The 3,478-nt window shown below is 66.2% G+C and carries 4 protein-coding genes; all 4 read left to right on the top strand.

Annotated features, from left to right (window positions below):
- Positions 1-222 precede the first annotated feature (222 nt).
- Positions 223-1,572, top strand: a complete 1,350-nt coding sequence (locus Q8R73_RS20985; RefSeq protein ID WP_305721462.1) for an amidase — start codon at positions 223-225, stop codon at positions 1,570-1,572.
- Entirely contained in the window at positions 1,565-2,251 is a 687-nt protein-coding gene (locus Q8R73_RS20980) for a DUF2848 domain-containing protein (RefSeq protein ID WP_305721461.1), read from the top strand. The genes Q8R73_RS20985 and Q8R73_RS20980 overlap by 8 nt, the downstream gene beginning before the upstream one ends.
- A gap of 162 nt (positions 2,252-2,413) precedes the next feature.
- Entirely contained in the window at positions 2,414-3,157 is a 744-nt protein-coding gene (locus Q8R73_RS20975; protein WP_305721460.1) for a 2OG-Fe(II) oxygenase, read from the top strand.
- A 45-nt stretch (positions 3,158-3,202) separates the two neighbouring features.
- On the top strand, positions 3,203-3,478 hold a 276-nt coding region (locus tag Q8R73_RS20970), incomplete at its 3' end, for an alpha-ketoglutarate-dependent dioxygenase AlkB (RefSeq protein WP_305721459.1).

Here is a 3,478-nt window from a genome sequence, read left to right as displayed (position 1 = left end):
ATCGGGCGGCGTGGCCCGCAGGTTGCGGTCTTGATGCGACATTGACCATTCGGCGTCAACGGTCCAGCCGCGCCGCTGCATGGCGCGTATTCCGGCACGCGCACTATCGGGTATCCCGGCGAGCTTGCATGCCACCGCCAGGGCGCGGTCGCCTCGAGGATTGATCGGCCGCGCGCCGTGCTCCATAACAATGCCGCAACCCTCAGGAAGCGAGCACGCGCCATGTCCAATATCCCGACTCTGGCTACACTGGCCGACGATCTCGCCGGCGGCCGCACCAGCGCCCGCAAGCTGGTCGATGACTGCCTGGCCAGGATCGCCGACAGCGCGGGCGAGGGCGCGCGGGCTTTTGTTCGTGTCGATGCGGAGGCGGCGATCGAGGCCGCGGAGGCGATGGACCGTTTGCGCGAGGTCAAGGCTGCGCCGTCGCGGTTCGCCGGCATTCCGGTCTCGATCAAGGACCTGTTCGACATCAGGGGGCAGGTGACCCGCGCGGGCTCCCGCGCGCTCGACGATTCCGCGCCGGCGGAGGCCGATGCGTCAGCGGTGGCAAGGCTTCGTCGCGCCGGTTTCGTCGTGATCGGCCGCACCAACATGACCGAGTTCGCCTATTCCGGGATTGGCATCAACCCGCATTACGGTACGCCGAAGGGCGCTTGGCAGCGCAATGTCGGCCATGTGCCCGGGGGATCATCGTCGGGCGCGGCGGTGTCCGTGGTCGATGGCATGGCGCATGGGGCGCTCGGCACCGATACCGGCGGCTCCTGCCGGATTCCGGCGGCCTTTAACGGCATCGTCGGGTTCAAGCCGACCCAGCGTCGGGTGCCGCTCGACGGCGCGGTGCCGCTGTCGTCTACGCTCGACAGCATCGGCCCGCTGGCGCGCACGGTCGCCTGCTGTGCGGCGCTCGACGCCGTGCTGGCCGATGAGAACTTCGTGCCGCTGCAGCCGCGTCCGATCAAGGGCATGCGGCTGGCGGTGCCGACCACGGTGGCGCTCGACGATCTCGACGATGAGGTATCGCGGACCTTCGAGCGCGCGCTGGAGACGCTGTCGCGCCGGGGTGCGCTGATCGAGCGGATCGAAGTGCCTGAATTCCTCGATGTCGGGGTGATGAACACCAAGGGCGGGTTCGCCGCGGCGGAGAGCTTTGCCTGGCATCGCTATCTGATCGTCGGCAGCGGCGACGTCTACGACCCACGCGTTTCCTTGCGGATCATGCGCGGCGAAAGCATCAGCGCCGCCGACTACATCGATTTAATGGTGACGCGCAAGTCGATGATCGAGCGCGCCACGGTCCGCCTCGCGCCCTATGACGCGCTGGTGATGCCGACCACGGCCAACACGCCGCCGGCCATTGCCGACCTCGCCGACGACAAGGCCTTCACCCGGGCGAACCTGCTGTCGCTGCGCAACTGCACGCTGATCAACATGATCGACGGCTGCGCGATCTCGTTGCCCTGCCATCGCGAAGGCGAGGTGCCGGTCGGGCTGATGCTGGCGGCATCTGCCGGGGCCGACCGCCGCATCTTCGAACTGGCGGCAGGCATGGAGGACGCCATCCGTGTTTGATCTCAGCTTTACCGTTCAGGGACAGGGCGCGGGGAGGCCGCTGACGCTGCCGATCGACCGGGCCGTGATCGCCGGCTGGACCGGACGCGATCCGGTGGCGCGCGACAAGCACATCGCCGAGCTCGAAGCGATCGGCATCGCCCGTCCGGCCTCGACGCCGATCTATTACCGGGTCTCGGCACGGCGGCTGACCACCACGGACAGCATCGAAGTCTGCGGGCCGGATTCCAGCGGCGAGGTCGAGTTCGTGCTGATCGGCTGGCAGGGCCGCATCTTCGTCGGCCTCGGCTCCGACCACACCGATCGCAAGGTGGAAGCCTACAACGTCACGGTGTCGAAGCAGATGTGCGACAAGGTGATGGCGCCTGTGTTGTGGGAGCTGGAAGATGTCATCGGCCACTGGGACCAGATGACCCTGCGCGCCTGGGCGTGGATATCAGGCGAACGCGTGGTGTACCAGCAAGGCACGCTGGATCACATGCTCCCGGTCCAGGAATTGATCCAGCGCGGTTTCGGCGACAAGGGGTTTCCCGACGGCTGCGCCATGTTCTGCGGCACCTTTGCCGCCATCGGCGGCATCCGCCCGGCCGATCGGTTCGAATATGAACTGGAGGATCCCGTGCTCCAGCGCAGCATCCGCCACGCGTATGACGTGACGGTGCTGCCGGTGCTGGGGTAACCCGTCATTCCGGGATGGTGCGTAAGGACCAGACCACAGGAGCGCAATTGCGCTCCGGGGAATTTCGAGATTCCGGGTTCGATGCTTCGCATCGCCCCGGAATGACGGACATGTTTCGGAAATCGGGTGGTGGGAACCGGCGGCGTCTGCGAAACTGCGTCCATGAAATCGAACCTCAAAGAAATCGTCCGGCCATCTTCCGACATCGCGGCCCGCGTTGACGCCATCGACTGGGCGCAGGCAACCGGCGATCTCGACGCCCAGGGCTGCACCGTTCTCAAGGGCCTGCTCTCTCCGGAACAATGCGGCGAACTCGCGGGCCTCTATTCCGACGACAGGAATTTCCGCAGCCGGGTGGTGATGGGGCGCCACGGCTTTGGCCGCGGCGAATACAAATACTTTTGCTATCCGCTGCCCGACCTGATCGCGGGTCTGCGCCCGGCGCTCTACACGAGGCTCTGCGGCGTTGCCAACCGCTGGAACGAGGCGATGGGGATTGATACCCGCTATCCCGAAAGTCACGAGGCTTTCCTGAAGCGGTGCCATGAGGCCGGCCAGGTCAGGCCGACGCCGTTGCTGCTGCAATATGGCGCCGGCGACTACAATTGCCTGCATCAGGATCTCTATGGCGAGCATGTTTTTCCGCTGCAGGTGGCAATCCTGCTGTCGGAACCGGGCCGCGATTTCAGCGGCGGCGAATTCGTGCTGACCGAGCAGCGGCCGCGCATGCAGTCGCGTCCCGAAGTGGTGCCGCTGGCCCAGGGCGACGCGGTGGCCTTTGCTGTGCACCACCGGCCGGTGCAGGGGACGCGCGGCTTCTATCGGGTTAATCTGCGCCATGGCGTCAGCCGGCTGCGCTCCGGCCACCGCCATACCGTGGGCGTAATCTTTCACGATGCCAAGTGAATTGAACCTCCATGTGAATCCGACCATTGAGCGAGTGCGACCTTATTGACGGCCGATCTGTTTGAAAGCATCCCCGATCTGCGTCCCTCGCGCGAAGCGATGGCGGACGGTGCCGTGCTCCTGCGCGGCTTCGCGAGACCGCTCGAAGCCGAACTGATCGCTGCGATCGACGAGATCGTGGCGCAGGCGCCGTTTCGCCATATGGTGACGCCGGGCGGCCATTCGATGTCGGTGGCGATGACCAATTGCGGCAGCGCCGGCTGGGTGACCGACCGCAGCGGGTATCGCTATGCCGCCGTCGATCCCGAGTCCCGCGCGCCG

The organism is Bradyrhizobium sp., assembly GCF_030697065.1.
In the GTDB taxonomy this organism is placed as follows: domain Bacteria; phylum Pseudomonadota; class Alphaproteobacteria; order Rhizobiales; family Xanthobacteraceae; genus Bradyrhizobium.
The sequence above is the reverse complement of the archived record's forward strand: the minus strand, read 5'-3'. Positions and strand labels throughout refer to the sequence as shown.